Source organism: Streptomyces sp. 6-11-2 (assembly GCF_006540305.1).
Taxonomy (GTDB): domain Bacteria; phylum Actinomycetota; class Actinomycetes; order Streptomycetales; family Streptomycetaceae; genus Streptomyces.
Window position 1 is genome coordinate 5,083,519 of record NZ_BJOR01000001.1, and the last position, 19,255, is coordinate 5,102,773.

Annotated in this window: 17 protein-coding genes; 7 read left to right on the top strand and 10 right to left on the bottom strand. The window is 73.2% G+C overall.

What is annotated here, in order from left to right:
• Position 1 precedes the first annotated feature (1 nt).
• The 5 genes from efeB to TNCT6_RS22430 all read right to left on the bottom strand — a co-directional run bounded on the left by efeB (position 2) and on the right by TNCT6_RS22430 (position 5,522).
• Positions 2-1,261, bottom strand: a complete 1,260-nt coding sequence (gene efeB / locus TNCT6_RS22410) for an iron uptake transporter deferrochelatase/peroxidase subunit (protein WP_141361424.1) — start codon at positions 1,259-1,261, stop codon at positions 2-4.
• Positions 1,262-1,271: 10 nt separating this feature from the next.
• A complete protein-coding gene (gene efeO, locus TNCT6_RS22415; protein ID WP_141361426.1) occupies positions 1,272-2,408 on the bottom strand; it encodes an iron uptake system protein EfeO in 1,137 nt (378 codons plus the stop codon).
• A 176-nt stretch (positions 2,409-2,584) separates the two neighbouring features.
• Positions 2,585-3,421, bottom strand: coding sequence for a heme ABC transporter ATP-binding protein (locus TNCT6_RS22420; RefSeq protein ID WP_141361428.1), 837 nt, complete (start codon positions 3,419-3,421; stop codon positions 2,585-2,587).
• Positions 3,418-4,512 (bottom strand): FecCD family ABC transporter permease, encoded by a 1,095-nt coding sequence (locus tag TNCT6_RS22425; protein WP_373996197.1) that lies wholly within the window; start codon positions 4,510-4,512, stop codon positions 3,418-3,420. The genes TNCT6_RS22420 and TNCT6_RS22425 overlap by 4 nt, the downstream gene beginning before the upstream one ends.
• Positions 4,509-5,522, bottom strand: a complete 1,014-nt coding sequence (locus TNCT6_RS22430) for a hemin ABC transporter substrate-binding protein (protein WP_172632986.1) — start codon at positions 5,520-5,522, stop codon at positions 4,509-4,511. Before TNCT6_RS22430 ends, TNCT6_RS22425 begins: the two co-directional genes overlap by 4 nt.
• 112 nt (positions 5,523-5,634) lie before the next feature.
• On the opposite strand from TNCT6_RS22430, the gene TNCT6_RS22435 reads away from it, so the two are divergent.
• The 3 genes from TNCT6_RS22435 to TNCT6_RS22445 all read left to right on the top strand — a co-directional run bounded on the left by TNCT6_RS22435 (position 5,635) and on the right by TNCT6_RS22445 (position 9,606).
• The gene (locus TNCT6_RS22435) at positions 5,635-7,200 is read left to right on the top strand and encodes an HtaA domain-containing protein (RefSeq protein ID WP_141361432.1); all 1,566 of its coding nucleotides are present in this window, start codon (positions 5,635-5,637) and stop codon (positions 7,198-7,200) included.
• A gap of 110 nt (positions 7,201-7,310) precedes the next feature.
• On the top strand, positions 7,311-8,897 hold the full coding sequence (locus TNCT6_RS22440; RefSeq protein WP_141361434.1) for an HtaA domain-containing protein: 1,587 nt from the start codon (positions 7,311-7,313) through the stop codon (positions 8,895-8,897).
• A gap of 64 nt (positions 8,898-8,961) precedes the next feature.
• On the top strand, positions 8,962-9,606 hold the full coding sequence (locus tag TNCT6_RS22445; RefSeq protein ID WP_141361436.1) for a PhzF family phenazine biosynthesis protein: 645 nt from the start codon (positions 8,962-8,964) through the stop codon (positions 9,604-9,606).
• 98 nt (positions 9,607-9,704) lie between these two features.
• Here the strand turns inward: TNCT6_RS22445 and TNCT6_RS22450 are convergent, their stop codons facing one another.
• Together TNCT6_RS22450 and map are read right to left on the bottom strand one after the other, a co-directional pair.
• Entirely contained in the window at positions 9,705-10,352 is a 648-nt protein-coding gene (locus TNCT6_RS22450; protein ID WP_141361438.1) for a heme oxygenase (biliverdin-producing), read from the bottom strand.
• A gap of 174 nt (positions 10,353-10,526) precedes the next feature.
• A complete protein-coding gene (gene map / locus TNCT6_RS22455) occupies positions 10,527-11,384 on the bottom strand; it encodes a type I methionyl aminopeptidase (protein ID WP_141361440.1) in 858 nt (285 codons plus the stop codon).
• A gap of 58 nt (positions 11,385-11,442) precedes the next feature.
• Between map and TNCT6_RS22460 the strand changes: the two genes are divergently transcribed.
• On the top strand, positions 11,443-11,682 hold the full coding sequence (locus TNCT6_RS22460) for a hypothetical protein (protein ID WP_141361442.1): 240 nt from the start codon (positions 11,443-11,445) through the stop codon (positions 11,680-11,682).
• A 47-nt stretch (positions 11,683-11,729) separates the two neighbouring features.
• On the opposite strand, the gene TNCT6_RS22465 is transcribed toward TNCT6_RS22460, so the two are convergent.
• A complete protein-coding gene (locus TNCT6_RS22465) occupies positions 11,730-13,067 on the bottom strand; it encodes an MFS transporter (RefSeq protein ID WP_141361444.1) in 1,338 nt (445 codons plus the stop codon).
• 56 nt (positions 13,068-13,123) lie between these two features.
• Positions 13,124-13,723, bottom strand: coding sequence for a hypothetical protein (locus TNCT6_RS22470; protein ID WP_141361446.1), 600 nt, complete (start codon positions 13,721-13,723; stop codon positions 13,124-13,126).
• A 106-nt stretch (positions 13,724-13,829) separates the two neighbouring features.
• On the opposite strand from TNCT6_RS22470, the gene npdG reads away from it, so the two are divergent.
• On the top strand, positions 13,830-14,534 hold the full coding sequence (gene npdG, locus TNCT6_RS22475; protein WP_141361448.1) for an NADPH-dependent F420 reductase: 705 nt from the start codon (positions 13,830-13,832) through the stop codon (positions 14,532-14,534).
• A gap of 87 nt (positions 14,535-14,621) precedes the next feature.
• A complete protein-coding gene (locus TNCT6_RS22480) occupies positions 14,622-14,834 on the top strand; it encodes a hypothetical protein (protein WP_141361450.1) in 213 nt (70 codons plus the stop codon).
• On the opposite strand, the gene TNCT6_RS22485 is transcribed toward TNCT6_RS22480, so the two are convergent.
• Positions 14,824-15,633 carry a site-2 protease family protein gene (locus tag TNCT6_RS22485; protein ID WP_141361452.1) on the bottom strand — a complete coding sequence of 270 codons (810 nt, stop codon included), beginning with the start codon at positions 15,631-15,633 and terminating at the stop codon, positions 14,824-14,826. The genes TNCT6_RS22480 and TNCT6_RS22485 overlap by 11 nt on opposite strands.
• 153 nt (positions 15,634-15,786) lie before the next feature.
• On the opposite strand from TNCT6_RS22485, the gene TNCT6_RS22490 reads away from it, so the two are divergent.
• On the top strand, positions 15,787-19,245 hold the full coding sequence (locus tag TNCT6_RS22490; RefSeq protein WP_141361454.1) for a BTAD domain-containing putative transcriptional regulator: 3,459 nt from the start codon (positions 15,787-15,789) through the stop codon (positions 19,243-19,245).
• Positions 19,246-19,255 lie beyond the last annotated feature (10 nt).

The window sequence follows — 19,255 nt, forward strand, 5'->3', positions numbered from 1 at the left end:
GTCACGCCTCCTCGGACAGCAGGGTGCGTCCCCACCAGTCGCGCGCGTCACGCACGCCGGGCGGAACCGCGAAGATCGCCGAACCCACGTGCTGGATGTACTGGTTGAGCGCGTCCGACGCCGCCAGCTTGCGCTGGAGCGGGATGAACCCGTTGCGTGGGTCGCGCTGGTAGGCCAGGAAGAACAGTCCGGCGTCCAGGCGGCCGAGGCCGTCGGTTCCGTCGGTGAAGGAGTAGCCGCGGCGCAGGATCGTGATCCCGCCGTTGGCGTCGGGGTGCGAGAGCCGTACGTGTGCGTCGGGCTTCATCGCCTTCAGGAACGGCTCGTCGTGCTCCTTGGCCCTGCCGACCGGCGCGCCCTCGCCCTTGTCCCGGCCGAAGATGTCCTCCTGCTCCTGGAGCGGAGCCCGGTCCCAGGTCTCGATGTTCATCCGGATGCGCCGGGCGACGACGTACGAACCCCCGTGCATCCAGGCGTCGTTCGCGCCGCCGTCCTTGTCGCCGACCCATACGAACTTGTCCAGCCGGCCGGTCTCGGTGCCCGCGATGTTGCGGGTGCCGTCCTTGAACCCGAAGAGGTTGCGCGGGGTGTGGGCGTCCGGGGTGGTGGAGGAGGTCTTGCCGAAGCCGAGCTGGGACCAGCGGACGGCGACCTTGCCGAAGCCGATGCGGGCCAGGTTGCGGATCGCGTGCACGGCGACCTGCGGGTCGTCCGCGCAGGCCTGGATGCACAGGTCGCCGCCGGTGCGGGAGCGGTCCAGGTTGTCGCCGGGGAACTTGGGCAGGTCCACCAGGGCGGCCGGCCGCTTGTCCCGCAGCCCGAACTTCTCGAACAGCGACGGCCCGAAGCCGATGGTCAGCGTCAGCCGCGAGGGCTTGAGGCCGAGCGCCTCGCCGGTGTCGTCGGGCGGCGCCTCGGCGAGTCCACCGTACGCGCCCTCACCGACCTCCTTGCCGGCGGTCATCCGGCGCGCGGCGGCCGTCCAGTCCTTCAGCATCCGCACGAACTCGGCGCGGTCGTCGGTCTTCACGTCGAACGCGGCGAAGTGCAGACGGTCCTGCACGGGCGTGGCGATGCCGGCCTGGTGGGCGCCGTGGAACTCCACCGCGCCGCCCGCCTCCGCGCCGACCGGGTCGAGGTCGGAGCCGGCCTTGGTCATCGCCACCGCGCCGCCGGCCGCGACGGCACCGAGCGCGATCCCGGCCCCGCCCCAGCCGATCACGGCACGGCGGGACGGAGTGCCGCCCTGGGTCTCGGTCATGTCCCGCCCTCTACTTCACAACGGCCGCGGCGAGCTTGGACAGCGGCTCGGCGAGCGCGTTCACCGCGTCCGAGAGCTCCTTGCGCTCGTCCTTGCCGACCTTGTCGTAGGAGACGAACTCGTACGACGTCCTGTCCGTGCGGTACTTGTCGAGAAGCGTTTCGAGCGCGGCGAACTGCTTGTCGAGCTCCTTGGCCAGCGCCGGGTCGTTCTTCGCGGCGACCGGCTTGAGGAGTTCGTACGCCTTCTGCGCGCCCTCGACGTTGCCCTTGAAGTCGACCAGGTCGGTGTGGGCGTAGCGGTCCTCCTCGCCGGTGACCTTGCCCTGGGCGACCTCGTCGAGGAGTTCCTTGGCGCCGTTGGCCATGGAGGTCGGGGTGATCTCGGCGGTGCCGACCCGCTTCTGCCAGTCCTGGAGGTCGGTGAGGAGCTGGTCGGCGAGCGCCTGCTCGCCGGCGCCGATCCTGCCGTCCTTCCACAGCGACTTCTCCAGGCGGTGCCAGCCGGTCCACTTCTGGCCGTCCTCCAGGCCGTCCTCGCGGACGTCGACCTTGGGGTCGATGTCGCCGAAGGACTCCGCGACCGGCTCGGTGCGCTCCCAGCCGAGGCGGGAGATCGCGTACGCCTTCTTGGCGGCCGGCACGTCGCCCGCCTTGATCGCCTTCACGAAGGCCTCGACACGGGGCAGGGTCTCGTCGGCCTGCTCCTGGACGTACCGGCGGTAGTCGGCGACGGCCGCGTCCAGCTTCGGGTCGCGCTTGGCGACCGTGCCGCCGGTCGCCTTGACCTCCTGGCGGATGCCCTTGCCCTTCATGCCCGGCTTGCAGGCGATGACGTACTCGCCGGCCTTCACCTCGGCGGTGACCTTCTGCTTGATGCCGGGGCCGATGTTCTCGCGCTCGGCGACGATCCGGTCGTCCGGGAAGAGGAGGTAGACCTCGGTGACCTTCGAGCCCTTGTTCTCGATGGCGAGCTCGACGTGTCCGGCCGGGAACGCCTTCTTCGAGACCTCGCAGGAGTCGTCCTTCGCGGTCACGTCGACCACACGGCCGGCGTCCTGCGTGCCGCTTTTCTGCGTACAGGCCGTCACGGCGGTCAGCGCGACCGCCGCCGCGGCGGTGATGACGGAGAAGCGGACGGCTCGCACGAGGGCTCCCGGAAGTGGCTGGAAGGTGACCTGACACCCCACGACCCTTGGTGAGGCTTGCCTAACTTAACCGAGGCTTACCTGGTTCCTACCCGCGCGGACCGTGATTCCTGTCTCATGATCGGCGTACGGGAACGAACTGATCGCGAATATGTCAAGAACGGGCAAAGGGGTGGTCAAGGCGGGGTCAAGGGGCTTCGTCTGGGGGTCACCAGGACCGCGCCCGTACGCGGGTGCGGCAGCACTTCCACGCCCTGGTCGTAGACCCGGGAGAGCAATGCCTCGGAGAAGACCTCGGCGGGCGGTCCGTCGGCCACGACACGACCGGCGCACAGGATCGCGACCCGGTGCGCGTACGCGGCGGCCAGTCCCAGATCGTGCAGCACCACGACGACCGCGTCCCCGGCGTGCGCCCTTTCCCGGCACAGCCGCAGCACCATCTCCTGGTGCTTCAGGTCGAGCGCGGCGGTCGGCTCGTCGAGCAGCAGCAGCGGTGCCCGCTGGGCCAGCACCCGGGCGAGCGCGACCCGGGCCCGCTCGCCGCCGCTGAGCGCCGGGAACGGGCGCGCGGTGAACGCGGTCACCTCGGTGGCGGCCATCGCCTCGGCCACGATCCGCTCGTCCTCGTCCGGGGAGGCCGAGGACGCGTGCGGGGCACGGCCCATGCGTACGACCTCCTCGACGGCGAAGGGAAAGGAGAGCGCCGCCGACTGCGGCAGCACGGCGCGGCGCAGCGCGAGTTCGGGCGCGGACCACTCGTGGGCCGGGCGGCCGTGGACGCGCACCACGCCCCGGGTGGGCGGGAGATCGGCGGCGAGCACGCCCAACAGGGTCGACTTCCCGGCACCGTTGGGGCCCACCAGGGCCAGCACCTCACCGGCGCGGACCGCGACGTCGACGCCGTCGAGCACCTCGCGGGCGCCCCGGCGCACATGCAGCGCCTCCGTCTCGGCGAGCACGTCACCGGCCCGGGCCGGGGCGGGGGGAACCGGTCGGATTCTCGGCAGTCTCATGCCCAGCCTCCTTGCCTGCGGCGGGTGCGGCGCAGCAGCCAGAAGAAGAACGGGCTGCCGACCAGTGCGGTGAGCACGCCGAGCGGAAGCTCGGCGGGTGCGGCGACGGTGCGGGCGGCCAGGTCCGCGGCGAGCAGGACGAGCGCGCCGAGCAGGGCGCTGCCCGGCACCAGGAAGCGGTGCCCGGGCCCGGCCACCATCCGCAGCAGATGCGGTACGACCAGGCCGACGAAGCCGATGATGCCGGAGACACTGACGGCCGCCGCGGTCAGCAGGGCGATGACCAGCACCAGCACGACGCGCAGCCGCTCCACGTCCACGCCCAGGTGCCGGGCCGGACCCTCGCCGAGCGAGAGCAGGTCCAGACGGCGCGCGTACAGCGGCGCGACGCCCAGTCCGAGCACCGCGCACGGCAGGACGGCCATGACCTTCGGCCAGGTGGCCTGGGAGAGCGAGCCGAGCTGCCAGAAGGCGATCTGGTTGACCGCGGCGGAGTCCGCGAAGAACAGGAACAGCCCGATCAGGGCGCCCGCGAAGGCGTTCACCGCGATCCCGGTGAGGATCAGCGTCACCACCTCCGTACGACCACCCGAGCGTGCCATGGCGTACACCAGCAGAACCGTGCCCAGTCCCGCGACGAAGGCGGCCACCGGGACCGTCCAGGTGCCGAGGAAGTCAAGACCGAGGGCGATCGCGGCGACCGCGCCGACCGCCGCGCCCGAGGAGACCCCGATGACGCCCGGCTCGGCCAGCGGATTGCTGAACACGCCCTGCATCAGCGCGCCCGCGCAGCCCAGCGAGGCGCCCACGAGCAGGGCCAGCACGATGCGCGGGAAACGCACGTTCCACAGCACCGACTCCGCGACCCGGTCGAGACCGCTGCCGCCGAACCCGATCCGGTGCAGCACGGAGGAGAGCACCTCACCGGTCGGCACCGGGTACGCGCCGGTCCCGGCGGCGACCGGCACCAGCACGAGCAGACCGAGCACCAGAGCACCCGTCAGGAACCAGGACGTGCCGCGCCGCTTCCGGCCGGCGGGCGCGGGCGCCGCCCGGAGGGGGCGTACGGGCTTGTCGTCCAGCGCCGTCACCGGGCACCGCCCGCGTACAGCTGGTCGACGATCGAGCGCAGCACCTGGTCCGTGCGCGGGCCGTAGTTGAGCAGTACGCCGTCCTCGACCGACACGACCCGGCGCTCCATGCCGGCCGGTGTCTGGGCGATGCCCGGGATCTTCACCAGCCCGTCGAGGCCGCCGACGGATTCGAGGCCCTTGCTCATCACGAGGATCGCGTCCGGCGCGGCCTTCGCCAGCGCCTCGGTGGTGATGGCGGTGAAGTCCTTCGTCAGCCCCGAGCCGGCGCCCGCGTCGATCCCGCCGGCCGCCTCGATGAGCGAGGTCGCACCGGACTTGGCGCCGCCGATGAGATAGACCGAGGCCGAGCTGCGCAGGTACAGGAAGGCGACGCGGGGGTGGTCGGCGTGCGCCGGGATCGCCTCGCGGACGGCGTCGATCCGGTCCTGGGAGCGCTTGGTCAGCTCCTGGCCCGCGGCCGGGACGCCGAGCGCGTCGGTGACCGCCCGGATGCGCGCTCCCACGTCGGCGAGGCTCTCGGCCGGCTTCACCACGAGCACGTGGACGCCCGCGGCGCGGATCTGGTCCATGGCCTCCACCGGCCCGCTGGTGGTCTCGGCCAGCACCAGGTCCGGGGCGAGGGACAGGACGCTCTCGGCGGACACGTCGTGATTGCGCGTCACCACCGGCAGTTCCGCCGCCTGCTGGAAGGTGGCGGTGATGTCACGGGCGACGACCCGGCCGCCGAGCCCCAGCGTGAACACGATCTCGCTGAGGCTTCCGGACAACGGGACGATCCTGCGCGCCTTCTTGACGGTCACCTCCTTGCCGTCGGCGGAGCGGACCGTGACGGGCAGCCGGGGCGAGGGTGTTCCGGCCAGGGGTTCGACACGGTTGTCGACGGCGGCGGCCGCCGTCCTGGGGGCGGCTCCATGGTCCGTGCCGGAGGGTCTGGAGCCGGAACAACCGGTAGCGGTCGGCGTGAGGGCGAGCACGGACACCAGTGCTCCCGCCAGTGTTGTGCGCAAGCGTCGCACGGTTCCGTCTGTTCCTTTCGGGGGGTACTGCCAGCATCTGACCGGCACATCTTAGGTTAGCCTTACCTTCGTTCGCCACCGGTTGTGGATCGGGAGGTTCCCCATGCCCGCGCGTCTTCGCGCTCTGGTCACCGCGTCGTTCACGGCTCTCGCCGTGCTCGCCGCGGCGCTGTCGGCGGTCCTGCTGCCGGCCACCGCCGCGCACGCCGAGAGCCGTACCGTCCAGGGCGGCCGACTGGACTGGGGCATCAAGTCCTCCTTCCAGAGCTATGTCACCGGGCCCGTGGCCAAGGGGAGTTTCTTCCTGACCGGCGGTGCCGCGACCGTCGGCGGCAGCACCTTCCGCTTCCACTCGGCGAACGGCTCCTACGACGGCACCACGGGCGCGTTCCGCGCGGCGTTCTCCGGCGGGGTCCGCTTCGTCGGACATCAGGCGGCGAACGGCGGGTACCAGCTGGACCTCACGCTCAGCCGTCCCACCGTGAGCATCAACGGCTCCGTCGGCACCCTCTACCTGGACGTCGTCAGCAAGGCGAAGGACACCGGGAGGGTCACGACCTCCGCGCAGGTGCCCTTCGCCACCCTCTCCCTCGGCGGCATCGACATGAGGGGCGGCGGCGACGCCGTCGTCCTCAACAACCTGCCCGCCACCCTCACCACCCAGGGCGCCCGGTCCTTCGCCGGCTACTACACGGCCGGGACCCCGCTGGACCCGGTGAGCCTCGCGGCGGACGTACGCCCGGCCGCGAAGGCGGCGGCTCCGTCGCCCACGCCCACCGCGTCCGCGTCCAAGTCCGCGCAGGAGCAGAAGACTTCGCACCGGACGCTCGTGAACGGCGCCGTCGACTGGGGTGTGCGCCGCACCTTCCGCGAGTACGTCACCGGCGACATCGCCCGCGGCAAGTGGACCCTGACCGGCGGGGCCCAGGACGGCGGCGCCCTCTTCCGCTTCACCTCCGGCCGGGGCACGTACGACAAGGGCGCCCTTGACGCCACCTTCAAGGGCGCCGTGCGCTTCACCGGCGCGCACGGTCTGGACCTGGAACTGAGCGCCGTTTGCGTCACCGTCGCCCAGGGCACGGGCACGCTCTACGCCGATGTGACGAGCGACCGCCTGACCGGCAAGAAGGTCCCCCTGGTCACCTTCGCGGCCAAGGACCTGACCGCCCGCGACGGCCTGGCGAAGGTGACCGAGGCACCGGCCGAGCTGACCGCACGTGGCGTCAAGGCGTTCGGCGGGATGTACCCGGCGGGCACCGCGATGGACCCGGTGTCCCTGGCCGTCGCCCTCACCGGCACCGCCAAGCTGCCCGCCCTGCCCGACCTGGGCAGCGCGGTCACCGAGACCGCCTCGCCCGCACCCACGACGGCCGCCCCCGCCCCCTCGGCCGAGCCGGTCGCGGCCACCGGCGACGACGGCACCCCGGTCCTGCCGGTCGCGCTCGGCGCGGGAGGCGCGCTGGTGGTGGCACTCGGCGGGGCGGCGCTCTACCGCCGCAGGAACCGTACGGCGTCCGCCGCGCCCGCCGAGGGTTTCGCTACGGCGGCGAACTCCAGTGCCGTGGCCGCCGGTTCCGGTTCCGAGGTCGACTCCGTCTCCGACCCCGGTTCCGACTCCGCCTCCGGTGCCGGCTCCGGTGCCGGCGAGGAGCGGTCCGCCGGGTCGTGACCCTGCCCGGCCGTCTCGGCCGGCCGGGCCCCAAGCCCTCTCCCCTCACCCCCCACGTCCTGATTCCCTCCGCCGCCCCACAGGCGGACCCCGTCACGAGGAGAACCGTCATGTCCGCCACCGCCACCCGCGCCCGCAGACGGCCGGTGATGTTCGCCGCCGCCGTGGCCACGGCCACCGCGCTGGGCGCCGCCGCCCTGGCCACGGCCCCCGGTGCCGCCGCGGCCTCCGTGCCCCTGACCGGCTACGAACTGAGCTGGGGCATCAAGGAGTCGTACCGCAACTACGTCACCGGCCCCTACACCAAGGGCACGTTCACCGTCACCGACGGCGCCTCCCAGGCGGACGGCAACGGCGTCTTCACCTTCACCGGCGGCCAGGGCACCTACGACAGCACCCACCACACGCTGCACCTGGCCTTCAAGGGCACCCTCGTCGCCGAGTCGCCGGTGCACGGGTTCAAGCGGGTGCTCAGCGACTTCCAGTACGACAGCGCCACAGGTGTCCTCACCGCCGACCTGACCGCCGACGACGGACCGACCCAGCAGGACGTGCCGTTCGCCAAGGTCGCGGCCCCGACCGGCTCGGACATGAGCGGCCTGGCCACCACCCTCACCACCGAGGCCGGCACCTTCCTCGGCAGCCCCTCCTACGCGGGCGCGGCAGGCGACCCGCTGTCGGTGGTGAAGGAGCAGGGCACGACGTCCCCGAGCCCGTCGCCCAGCGAGTCGGACACCACCTCGCCCGAGCCGACGTCCTCGACCGAGCCGACGTCCTCGCCCACCTCGTCGGCTTCGCCGAGCGAGTCGGAGACCGGCAACCCGTCGTCTCCGAAGCCCGGTGACTCGGCCTCCCAGAGCGCCAAGCCCACGGCGTCCGCCTCCCCGTCCGCCTCCACCGCTCCCGCCCCCTCCAAGGGCGACATTGCGGACGGCAGGCTGACCTGGGGTGTGAAGGAGTCCTTCCGCGGCTACGTCGTCGGCCCGGTGGCCAGGGGCCTGATCAGGGCGTCGGACGGCGCCTCGCAGGCGTCCGGCAACGGCACCTTCACCTTCGCCGACGCCACCGGCACCTACGACACCGAGGCCGGCACCCTCTCCGCCGCGTTCAAGGGCTCGGTGAACTTCAAGGGCCACCAGGGCGAGGGCGGCGGCTACGGGCTCGACCTCACCCTCGACAATGTCCGGGCCGCTCTCGACGGCGGGTCCGGCAAGCTGACCGCCGATGTCACCAGCCTCGGCGAGAAGTCGCCGAACGTGGTCCTGGCCGACCTGAAGGGCGCCTCCACCAAGCTCACCGCCAAGAACGACGTCATCACCGTGAACGACGTGACGGCGACGCTGACCGAGGCCGGTGCCAAGGCGTTCGGAGGCTTCTACGACAAGGGCGCCGCGCTCGACCCGGTGAATCTGTCCGTCGCCCTCACGGCGGGCGCCGAACTCCCCTCCGGCAACGGCACGTCGGGCGGCGGCTCCGGCACGGGCGGCGCCGGCACCTCCGGCGGCACGGGCGGCATCGGCGGTACCGGCTCGACGACCGGCGGCACCGGCTCCACCACCGGCGGCATCGGCGGCAGCATGGCCGCCACCGGCTCGAACGTCCCGGTCGGCGCCCTGGGCGCGGCCGCCGCGGCGACCGTGGCGGCGGGTGCGGGCGTGTTCTACGCCCTGCGCAGGCGGCGTGACACGCAGGCCTGATCCGCGTCGGCGGCGGTACCGTCCCGTTCGGACGGCACCGCCGCCGCGGTGCTTCAATGCCCGGGTGACTGATTACGACGTGCTCCGCGTCTTCTGCGGGCCGCGCGGCGGCTACGGCAACGAACTCGGTGTCGTCCGCGACGGCTCGCGCGTTCCCGACCGGGACGACCGCCAGGAACTGGCCGCCAAACTCGGCTTCAGCGAGACGGTGTTCGTCGACGACCCCGAGCGCGGCGTCATCGACATCTTCACCCCCACCCTGCGCCTGCCGTTCGCGGGCCACCCCTGCGTGGGGGTGGCCTGGCTCCTGGACGTGCCGGAACTGGTCACCCCCGCCGGGACCGTGGGCACCCGCCTGGACGGCGAGTTCACCTGGATCGAGGCACGCCCCGAGTGGGCCCCGCCGCGCACCCTGCGCCAGTACGCCACCGCCGCCGAGGTCGACGACCTGCCCGTACCGCCACCGGGCGAGTGGATCTACGCCTGGTCCTGGGAGGACGAGGCCGCCGGCCGCATCCGAGCCCGCGCCTTCCCGGGCCGCGACGACGGCATCGAGGAGGACGAGGCGACAGGCGCGGCCGCCCTGCTGCTCACGGCCCACCTGGGCCGAGCCCTCAACATCACCCAGGGCGCGGGCTCCCAACTCCTCACGGCCCCCCAACCGGGCGGCTGGGTGGAGGTCGGGGGCCGCGTGGTCCTGGAACGCTGAAACGCCGTCAGCCCCGGGCGTGTCGGGCCACCGTGCACGCGGCCGGGCCGTTGTCCGTATGGGCGGGGGAGTGTTCCGGGTGATCCGTGACGGGCTGGTCACGCCGACAGCGGGAACTCCTCGCCCAGCGCGTGGAAGACCGCCGTGTTCAGGGTGAACGCCCGCTTGCACTCGGTCACGATGCGCTGCTTCTCCAGGTCGTCGGCGTCGACGGTGTCCAGGAGTTCGCGGTAACCACGCTTGAAGGCGGCCGGGTTGGGGATCTCCTCGAAGACGTAGAAGCGGACGCCGTCACCCTTCTTCGTGAAGCCCCACGTCTTCTCCGCCTTGTCCCGGATGATCTGGCCGCCGGAGAGGTCGCCGAGGTAACGGGTGTAGTGGTGGGCGATGTAGCCGGCCGGCCACCGCTCGGCGCACTCGCGCACCCGTGCCGCGTACGCCTCGGTGGCGGGCAGCGCGTTCAGCCCCGAGCGCCAGGAGGCACCGCGCAGATGCGTCAGGTCCCGCTCCAGCGCGGCCAGCCGGAACAGCTCGGGCCGGACGAACGGGCCCGCCACCGGATCCGACGCCAGCCGTCCGGCCCCGTCCTCCAGTGCCTTGTACACGAACCAGAGCTGTTCGGTGTACCGCGCGTACGCATCCACGCCGAGCCGGCCGCCGAGCAGATCACTCATGAAGGTCGAGGTCTCCGCCTCCGTGTGCTGCTCGTGGGAGGCGGTGCGGATGAGTGTCGAGAAGGAATCCATGAGGCCATCCTCTAAGGTAAGGCTTGCCTAAGTCAATGGGTTTACCGACACCCTGTCGGGAAAACCTTACCCCGAATTCCGGCTAAACGGACATGGGGGAGATGCGGGCATGGGGGAGATAAGGAAAGGCCCGCCCCCGAAGGGAGCGGGCCACGTGGGCGCGGTGCGGCCGTACTACGGCAGCGTCAGGATCTCCGCCCCCGTCTCCGTCACCACCAGCGTGTGCTCGAACTGGGCGGTGCGCCTGCGGTCCTTGGTGACGACCGTCCAGCCGTCGTCCCAGACGTCGTACTCGTACGTGCCCAGCGTCAGCATCGGCTCGATCGTGAAGGTCATCCCGGGCTGGATGAGCGTCGTGGCGTGCGGGCTGTCGTAGTGCGGGACGATCAGCCCGGAGTGGAACGAGGTGTTGATGCCGTGACCGGTGAAGTCCCGGACCACGCCGTAGCCGAACCGCTTGGCGTACGACTCGATGACCCGGCCGATGATGTTGATCTGCCGTCCGGGGCGGACCGCCTTGATCGCGCGGTTGAGGGCCTCGCGGGTGCGCTCCACCAGCAGGCGGCTCTCCTCGTCCACGTCACCCACGAGGTACGTCGCGTTGTTGTCCCCGTGCACTCCGCCGATGTACGCCGTCACGTCCAGGTTGACGATGTCGCCGTCCCGCAGCACGGTCGAGTCCGGGATGCCGTGGCAGATGACCTCGTTGACCGAGGCGCACAACGACTTGGGGAAGCCGCGGTAGCCGAGCGTGGAGGGATAGGCTCCGTGGTCGCACATGAACTCGTGTGCCACCCGGTCCAGTTCGTCCGTGGTGACGCCGGGCGCGATGTGCCGGGCCGCCTCTTCCATCGCCTGCGCGGCGATCCGCCCGGCGATCCGCATCGCCTCGACGGTCTCCGGCGTCTGCACCTCCGGCCCGGCGTACGGCTTCGGCGCCGGCCTGCCGACGTACTCGGGGCGGCGGATGTTTCCGGGCACGGAACGGGGCGGGGACAGCTCCCCGGGGACGAGCAACGACTGGCCAGACATGTCGGCGAGTCTATCCGGGGGCGATGGGGGAACATGTCCGTGGCGAGAGGAGCTGGTCATGGCCCTGTTCAAGAAGCGGACCGCTGGAAAGCCGGGCGAGTGGTACTACTGCCTGGAGCACAAGAAGGTCGAGGAGGGGCCCGAGTGCCCCGCCAAGGACCGGTTCGGCCCGTACGCCTCCCGCGAGGAGGCCCAGCACGCGATGGACACCGCCCGCGAACGCAACCTCCAGTGGGAGAACGACCCCCGCTGGCACGACGCGCCGGCGGGCGGCACCGAGGAGGGCAGCGGGGGCTGATCAGGCCCGAGAACGCCTGATCACATCGATCACACCGCTCACAGCGATCACGCGGCCGCGCGCACGGCGGCGGCCGCGCGGTCCTCGCGCAGCCGCACCGCGTGCTCGTTCGTCCGGGCGTCGTACCGCATCAGCCCCGGCAGGCACAGCGCCAGCAGCCCCACCGCGCCCGCGCACAGCAGCCCGCCCGACCATACCGACGCCCGTACGCCCCACCACGCGGCGAAGGAGCCCGAGCGGACCTGCCCGAGCTGCGGGCCCGCCGAGTAGGACAGCAGCTCGATCCCGGCGAGCCGGCCGCGCAGCGCGTCCGGGATCGTCTGGTTCCACATGGCGCCCCGGAACACCCCGCTGACCATGTCGCAGCCACCGGCCACGGTCAGGAACAGCAGCACCAGCCACACATTGCCCACGGCGCCGGCGGCGGCCACCGCCAGACCCCACAGCAGCGCCGCCAGCACCACCATCCGCCCGTGCCGGTGCACTCCAGAGGTCCAGCCGCTGGTCAGGCTCACCAGCAGCGAGCCGAGCGGCACGGCGGCGTACATCAACCCCAGCGCCCACCGCGCGTCCAGCTCGTCCGCGAGGAAGGGCAGCACGGCCAGCGGCATCGCCAGGAACATCGCGGCCAGATCGACCACGTACGTTCCCAGGAGCTCCTTGCGGCCCCAGGCGTACCGGGCGCCCTCGGCGATGGCCCGCAGGGACGGCTTCGCGGCCTCGTGGGTGGCCGGCTGGGCGGCGATGCGCACCACCAGGACGACCGAGACCGCGAACGTCAGCACGTCCGCGGCGTACGCCCAGGACAGGCCCGCGTACGCGACCACCACGCCCGCCGCGGCCGGGCCCGCCACCCCGCCGACCGTCCAGCGCAGCGAGTTGAGCGCGGTCGCCGCCGTGAGGTGCTCGTGGGCCACGATCCGCGGCCACAGCGAGTCCAGCGCGGGCCGCTGGACGGAGGTCAGGGCGGCACAGAGGGCGGCGATCACGTACAGCGGCCAGACGGCCGGGTGCGGCAGCAGCGCTCCGGCCAGCAGCGCCGCGCTGAGCAGCCCCTGCCCGACCTCGGTCCACAGGATCAGCCGGCGCTTGTCCAGCGCGTCCGCGAGCGCCCCGCCGTACAGCCCGAACACGATCAGCGGGACCAGCTCCACGGCTCCGAGCGCGCCCACCGCCGCGGCCGAACCGGTCAGCTCCTTCAGCTGCACCGGCAGCGCGACGAAGGTCAGGAAACTGCCGAAGTTCGTGATCAGGCCCGACACCCACAGCCGCCGGAAGTCGCGCGAGGCCTTCCAGGGGGCGAGGTCGGGGAGCACGGCCCGCAGGCCGGAGCCACCGGAAGCGCCGGGGATTTCGGGGGCAGGGGCGGGGGAGTCGTCGGTCACGAGGGGCCATCGTCGGCAGGGGGAGTGCCGGCGGCAACCGGTTTTCCCGGGCGCCGCTACCAGCGCGGTGGTGGAGGCGCCGTCAGGAGGTCCGTCAGCCGCGACAGGCGGTCCCGGAAGCGGCCGCGGCCGCGCGGGGCCGGCAGCGCGTTCTCCCCGGCCGCCGCGCTCACCAGGTGCTGCACGGTGTCCAGGTCCAGCTCGGCCCCCGGCGGCACCGCCAGCGTCTCGTGCGCCATCGCCTCCAGCTCGCCCCCGCCGGAGCCCAGGGCCAGCACCGTCGCTCCGGCCCGCCGGGCCTCGTGCACGCGCTCCAGGAGCGGGGCGGGCTCCTCCGGGGCCACCACGAGCAGCGTCTCGCCGCGCCGGGCCGCCGCCAGCCGCCCCAGCCCCACGGCCAGGTGCTCCCGGTCGGCAGGGCGCGGGGCGTGCCGGACGAGCGTCGGGGCCAGCTCCGGGGTGCCCGACCAGGCGGCCTCGTCCACCAGATGCGCCGCCAGGTGCCAGGGCTCGTCCTCCGGTGTGCCCACGAGCAGCAGCCCGCCCCCGTGCGTCACCACGGACCCCCGCAGCACCCCCGCGAACCGCCGGGTGGCCCCCAGCCACTCCGTTCCGGCGAGCACCTCGCGCAGCAGCGTGACCCGTACGGCGTCCATACGCGCGCATCCTGCCGCAAACGGGCGCGACCGGCGCGGACTTCGGTCCGCCTTCGCCCTTCCGGGGGACCCGGCGGCAGCGGGGCCGCGGACGTAGAGTCGGCGCATGACCTCTAGCGACAGTGCACACAAGGCCCCCGCCAAGGACCCCTGGGACCTCCCCGACGTCTCCGGGCTGGTCGTGGGCGTGCTCGGGGGAACCGGTCCGCAGGGCAAGGGCCTGGCCTACCGGCTCGCCCGCGCCGGGCAGAAGGTGATCATCGGCTCGCGGGCCGCCGAGCGGGCCCGGGCGGCGGCCGAGGAGACCGGGTACGGCGTCGAGGGCGCCGACAACGCCGAGACCGCGCGCCGCAGCGACATCGTGATCGTCGCTGTGCCGTGGGAAGGCCACGGCAAGACCCTCCAGGCCCTGCGGGAGGAACTGGCCGGCAAGCTCGTCGTGGACTGCGTCAACCCGCTCGGCTTCGACAAGAAGGGCGCCTACGCCCTCAAGCCGGAGGAGGGCAGCGCCGCCGAACAGGCCGCGGCCCTGCTGCCGGACTCACGGGTGACGGCGGCCTTCCACCACCTGTCGGCGGTCCTCCTCCAGGACTCCGGGATCGAGCGGATCGACACCGACGTGATGGTCCTCGGCGAGGAACGCGCCGACGTGGAGACCGTCCAGGCGCTGGCCGGCCGCATCCCCGGCATGCGGGGCGTCTTCGCCGGGCGGCTGCGCAACGCCCACCAGGTGGAGTCGCTGGTCGCGAACCTGATCTCGGTCAACCGCCGCTACAAGGCGCACGCGGGACTCCGCATCACGGACGTATGAGCCGATGGGGGACACTGTTGCCGGACGCTTCCGCACGGAGGCCTCCGCCATGCTCGAAGCAGTGTCCCCCGACAGGAGCCGACCGCCATGCAGCCCTCGCCCCCGTCCGGCCCGGCCCGGCGACTCGCCCTCTACGCCTTGATCGTCTGCGTGCTCGCGGTGGCCGCGGCCGTGGTCTCCTTCGTCCAGGGCAGTTGGCTCGGGGTGGTGTGGATTCTGCTGGCCGGGCTGTCGTCCAACATGACCTGGTACTACGCCCGCCGCGGCCGGACGGGGCAGGACCGCTCCGTCACCGGCTGACCGTGCACAGCGCGCTGGGGCTGTCCCAGAAGCGGTACAGGTCCCAGCCGCAGGCCTGGTCCAGGTACCCGACGCCCAGGTGACGCAGGATCGCGTGGATCATGTCGAAGAAGGCGCTCCCGACCGACGGCAGGAACAGCAGCGCGAAGACCAGCAGCACGCCGAACGGCGCGATCGACTGCACCTGGCGCTTGACGCCGGGCGACAGCCAGGGCTCGATCACTCCGTAGCCGTCCAGGCCCGGGACCGGCAGGGAGTTCAGGATCGCCGCCGTCACCTGGAGCAGCGCGAGGAAGGCCAGCGCGAACCGGAACTCGCCGGGCACGCCGTTCAGCGCGTCGAGCCAGAACGGGGCCGTGCACACCACCGCGAACAGCGCGTTCGTCAGCGGTCCCGCCGCCGAGACCAGGCTGTGCCGCCAGCGGCCCCGGATCCGGCCGCGCTCGATGAACACGGCGCCGCCGGGCAGTCCGATCCCGCCCATGACCAGGAACAGGAGCGGAAGCAGGATGCTCAGTACGGCGTGTGTGTACTTCAGCGGATTCAGCGTCAGGTAGCCCTTGGCGCCGACCGTGACGTCACCGCTGTGCAGCGCGGTGCGCGCGTGCGCGTACTCGTGCAGGCACAGCGAGACGATCCAGGCCGCGGTCACGAACAGGAACACGGACAGGCCCGGGCGGGCCGGAATCGGGTGGAATCCGGTCCAGGCGCCCCAGCCCGCGACCGCGGTGACGGCCAGGATGCCGAGGAAGACGGGGCTGACTCGGCGGTCGCCGCGGCGGGTGGTGACGGACGTCATGGGGGACGGCTCCTGTGCTCGTACGGTTCGTCCGGCGAGCCCGACCGTACCGGGCACACGGGGAGAACGTCCCGCCCCGGGTCCCGGGTTCCGGGACCCACCGGGCGCCGCGCCGCGGAAATCCCGTGACCGGCCGTGACACCACCGGAGACAATGGACCCCGTGCGCTATCGCATCCTCGGCACCACCCAGGTGCTCCGCCCCGACGGCACCGCCGTCCCGGTCGGCGGGGCGCGGCTGCGTGCCCTGCTGACCGTGCTCGCCCTGCGTCCCGGCCGTACGGTCCCGGTGCGCGTCCTCGTCGACGAGGTGTGGGACGACGAACCACCCGCCGACGCCACGGGCGCGCTCCAGGCCCTGGTCGGGCGGCTTCGCCGGACGCTCGGCGCGGACGCGGTGGCCTCCGCGGAGGGCGGCTACCGGCTCGCCGCCGCGGCCGACGACGTCGACCTGCACCGCTTCGAGCGGCTGGCCGGGGAGGGCCTGCGCGCGCTGGGCGACGGCGACTCCGCGAAGGCGGCCGTCGTCCTCGACGACGCCCTCGCGCTGTGGCGCGGCCCCGCCCTCGCCGACCTGCCCGACCGCACCGCCGAGGCGGCCCGCTGGAACACCCGTCACCTGGACGTGCGCCGCGCCCGCCTCACCGCCGCCCTCGCCCTCGGGTACGCCGAGCAGAGCCTGCCCGAGCTGACCGCCCTGTGCGACACCCACCCCCTGGACGAACCCCTCCAGACCCTCCGCCTGCGCGCCCTGCGCGACGCGGGCCGCACCGCGGAGGCCCTGGCCGCCTACGAGGACGTACGCCGTCTGCTGGCCGACCGCCTCGGCTCCGACCCGGGCCCGGAACTGCGTGCGCTGCACGCGGAACTGCTGGGGCCGCACGGGCGGCGCCCCGCCGGCGGGCCGCGCCAGGAGCCCGGCCCGGCCGCTGGCGCCGGGACCCGGACCGCCGCGCCCGGTTCCGGCACGAGGCCGGGGCCGCGCGCCGCCGAGAGCACCGCGGCCCCCGCGGCGGCAGCCCTCGCCGGTGTCCCGGCCGGCGCCGGGGGCGAGCGGGCGTACCCCACCGCGGCGCCCGTGACGGTCACCTTCCGGCCCCCGAGCAACCTCCGCGCCCGGCTCACCTCCTTCGTGGGCCGCGAGGCCGACATCGAGACGATCCGGGCCGACCTCGGGGCCGCGCGTCTCGTGACGCTGCTCGGGCCGGGCGGGGCCGGCAAGACCCGGCTGTCGCAGGAGGCCGCCGAGGCCCTGCGGCCGGTGCCGCGGGACGGGGTGTGGCTGGCCGAACTCGCCCCCGTCGACGACGCCGAGGCCGTGCCCGAGGCCGTGCTCACGGCCGTCGGCGCCCGCGAGACCGTGCTGTACGGCGCCGGGGCCGAGGAGATGCGGGCGGTGGTCGCCGAGCGGCACGACGACCCCGTCGACCGGCTGGTGGAGCACTGCGCCCGGCGCCGCATGCTGCTCCTGCTCGACAACTGCGAGCACGTCGTCGACGCGGCGGCCCGCCTCGTCGAGGAACTGCTCGCCCGCTGCCCCCACCTCACCGTCCTCGCCACCAGCCGGGAACCCCTGGGCATACCCGGTGAGGTGCTGCGGCCGGTCGAGCCGCTGCCCGAGCCGGTCGCGCTGCGGCTGCTCGCCGACCGCGGGGCCACCGTACGGCCCGGGTTCCGCCCCGACGCCGACCAGGACACCGCGGACGCCTGCGCAGAGATCTGCCTGCGCCTGGACGGGCTGCCGCTCGCCATCGAACTCGCCGCCGCCCGGCTGAGGATGCTGGGCCCACGGCAGATCGCCGACCGGCTCGACGACCGCTTCCGCCTGCTCACCTCCGGCAGCCGTACCGTCCTGCCCCGCCAGCAGACCCTGCGGGCCGTCGTCGACTGGTCCTGGGACTTGCTCGACGCCGAGGAACGGAACGTCCTGAGCCGGCTGTCCGTCTTCGCCGGCGGCTGCGACCTCGCCGCCGCCGAGGCCGTGTGCGGCCCCGCCGCCTTCGACGCCCTCGCCTCCCTCGTCGACAAGTCCCTCGTGGTGGCCACCCCGGCGGCCGACGGCGGGATGCGCTACCGGCTGCTGGAGACCGTCGCCGAGTACGCCGGGGAACGGCTCGACGAGGCCGGCGGCCGCACCGAGACCGGGCGCGCCCACCTGACGTACTACCGCGAACTGGCCCGCACCACCGACCCGTTGCTGCGCGGCTCCGGACAACAGGCGGCCATCGCCAGGTTCGAGCTGGAGTACGAGAACCTGCGCTCCGCCCTGCGCCACGCCGTCGCCGTACGCGACGAGCAGGAGGCCCTGTGCCTGCTCCTCTCGCTCGCCGGCTACTGGCAGATGCGCGACATGCGCATCGAGGCCCGCAACTGGTGCGGCGAGATCATGACGCTCGGTCCCGACCCCTTCACCGAGCCGGTCCGGCGCGCCGCACCCCTCTGGCAGCGGTGCACGGACGCCCCGCCCCCGATGACGGGCGAGGTCCTCGCCGAGGCGCGCCGGGGCCTGCACCTCGTCCATCTCTCCTGCATGGACACCGAGTTGGAGGCCTGGGAGTCGCCCGAGGCGAAACGGAAACTGCGGCTCATCGCCGAGGTCTACCAGCCCGGCCAGCCGCAGATCTGCCGCAGCCCCGGCATGCTCTGGATGTTCGCGGTGATGCTGACCGGCGACGTGGAACGCCTGCGCGAGATCACCGACGCCGCCGTACGCACCTGCCGCGAGACCCCGGGGTTCGAGTGGGAGCTGGCCCACGCCCTCCAGTGGCGCGCCAACCTACTGGCCAACCGCACCGACTGGGCCGGGGACGCGGGCCGGGACGCCGACGAGTCGCTGGAGATCTTCCGCCGCCTCGGGGACTCCTGGGGCACCGCCGAGGCGCTCTCCGCGCGCGCGGAGGCCCTCGAGCGCACCGGCGCCTACCTGCCGGCCGCCGCCGACTACCGGGCGGCCATCGAGCACGCCGAACGCCTCGGCGCCCCCGCCCAGGTCGCCGTCCTCAACGCCCGCCTGGGCAGCGTGCTGATGGAGGCGGGCGACGCCGAACAGGGCGAACGGCTGCTGCGCGAGGTCATCGAGCAGAGCCGCAACGGCCACAACGACGCCATGCCCGCCGCCCGGCTCTACCTCGCGGGCTGGCTCGGCATGGCCGGCCGAATCCCCGAGGCGCGTGAGCAACTGCTCTTGCTGCGCGAGGAGTTCGGCATCGCGCACTTTGTCGTCTTCGACGCCTTCATCCTCGGCGCGGAGGCCTGGCTGGACGCGGCCGACGGCGACTACGAGAACGCCCTCGACAAGTCCCGCCGGGCGCTGGAGCAGGCCCAGAACCCGCTGTCCCAGGCCATCGCGCCCCATATGCGCTCGGCGTACCTGACCATCGGTGCCACGGCCCTGGCCGGCGTGGACGGCGGACGCAGGGCCCGGGACGCCGCCCGCTGCGTCGGCGCCGCCGACGCCCTGCTGCCGCCCCGCCACGTCCCCTCGTCCCTGGAACGCCATGTCTACGACGCGGTCGTCGCGCGCACGCGGGCGCTGCTCGGCGAGGAGGCGTACCAGGCCGCGTACGCGGAGGGCGGCGGCCTGTCCTCGCAGGAGGCCGCCGCCCTGATCTGAGCCGCACCGG

Coding starts and splice junctions, on each gene's coding strand:
- efeB (WP_141361424.1), bottom strand. CDS start 1,261: ATGACCGAGACCCAGGGCGGCACTCCGTCCCGCCGTGCCGTGATCGGC.
- TNCT6_RS22420 (WP_141361428.1), bottom strand. CDS start 3,421: ATGAGACTGCCGAGAATCCGACCGGTTCCCCCCGCCCCGGCCCGGGCC.
- TNCT6_RS22435 (WP_141361432.1), top strand. CDS start 5,635: ATGCCCGCGCGTCTTCGCGCTCTGGTCACCGCGTCGTTCACGGCTCTC.
- TNCT6_RS22440 (WP_141361434.1), top strand. CDS start 7,311: ATGTCCGCCACCGCCACCCGCGCCCGCAGACGGCCGGTGATGTTCGCC.
- TNCT6_RS22450 (WP_141361438.1), bottom strand. CDS start 10,352: ATGGATTCCTTCTCGACACTCATCCGCACCGCCTCCCACGAGCAGCAC.
- map (WP_141361440.1), bottom strand. CDS start 11,384: ATGTCTGGCCAGTCGTTGCTCGTCCCCGGGGAGCTGTCCCCGCCCCGT.
- TNCT6_RS22460 (WP_141361442.1), top strand. CDS start 11,443: ATGGCCCTGTTCAAGAAGCGGACCGCTGGAAAGCCGGGCGAGTGGTAC.
- TNCT6_RS22470 (WP_141361446.1), bottom strand. CDS start 13,723: ATGGACGCCGTACGGGTCACGCTGCTGCGCGAGGTGCTCGCCGGAACG.
- npdG (WP_141361448.1), top strand. CDS start 13,830: ATGACCTCTAGCGACAGTGCACACAAGGCCCCCGCCAAGGACCCCTGG.
- TNCT6_RS22480 (WP_141361450.1), top strand. CDS start 14,622: ATGCAGCCCTCGCCCCCGTCCGGCCCGGCCCGGCGACTCGCCCTCTAC.
- TNCT6_RS22485 (WP_141361452.1), bottom strand. CDS start 15,633: ATGACGTCCGTCACCACCCGCCGCGGCGACCGCCGAGTCAGCCCCGTC.
- TNCT6_RS22490 (WP_141361454.1), top strand. CDS start 15,787: ATGGACCCCGTGCGCTATCGCATCCTCGGCACCACCCAGGTGCTCCGC.